Raw genomic sequence first — 472 nt, 5'->3', positions numbered from 1 at the left:
TGAAGCTTAGAACCGAGAAAAAACGCAGGGTTGCCAATTCACTCCTAAAAGCCTTCTCAGAGCACAACGGGAGAATAAATGCCTATGAAATGGGAAGCAAAGACGGAATAATATTCAAAATTGCCGAAGAGAACGGCGTTTCCTACGTTCACGCCTATGAAGTCCTAAAAGAACTCATAGACCTCGGCATAATCGCCAAAACCCTCAAAGGCTACGAACTAAGCCCAACCTTCAGAAAAAGGGTTTATCGCCTCTACAAGGCCCTCGGAGACTTATAAATCCGCTTTTTCCCCACACATCTCATTTTCAATATCACTTTCGATATCGAATTCAATATCACTTTTAATAGCTCCTTTCGCCGAAATTTTCGCTTTAAATTGAAAAAAGGATAAAAACAGGAAGGAGAAGGCTAACTGAAGAACTACAGGGGAGAGGGTGTGAGATTTGAAACACACGATTAGCAGAGCCCGGT

At 42.4% G+C, this 472-nt stretch carries 2 protein-coding genes; one reads left to right on the top strand and one right to left on the bottom strand.

Annotation, left to right across the window (positions count from 1 at the left end; genetic code table 11):
- The coding region (locus E3E33_RS10705; protein WP_167731695.1) for a hypothetical protein at positions 1-278 on the top strand (278 nt) is incomplete at its 5' end.
- On the opposite strand, the gene E3E33_RS10895 is transcribed toward E3E33_RS10705, so the two are convergent.
- A partial coding sequence (locus E3E33_RS10895; protein ID WP_206203918.1) for a hypothetical protein occupies positions 273-472 on the bottom strand: 200 nt, incomplete at its 5' end. The two genes, E3E33_RS10705 and E3E33_RS10895, sit on opposite strands and share 6 nt — an antisense overlap.

The sequence above is a fragment of the Thermococcus sp. GR5 genome (genome assembly GCF_012027535.1).
GTDB classification, from domain to species: Archaea; Methanobacteriota_B; Thermococci; order Thermococcales; family Thermococcaceae; genus Thermococcus; species Thermococcus onnurineus.
Note: the sequence above shows the minus strand (reverse complement) of the source record. Positions and strands in the feature narration are given on the sequence as shown.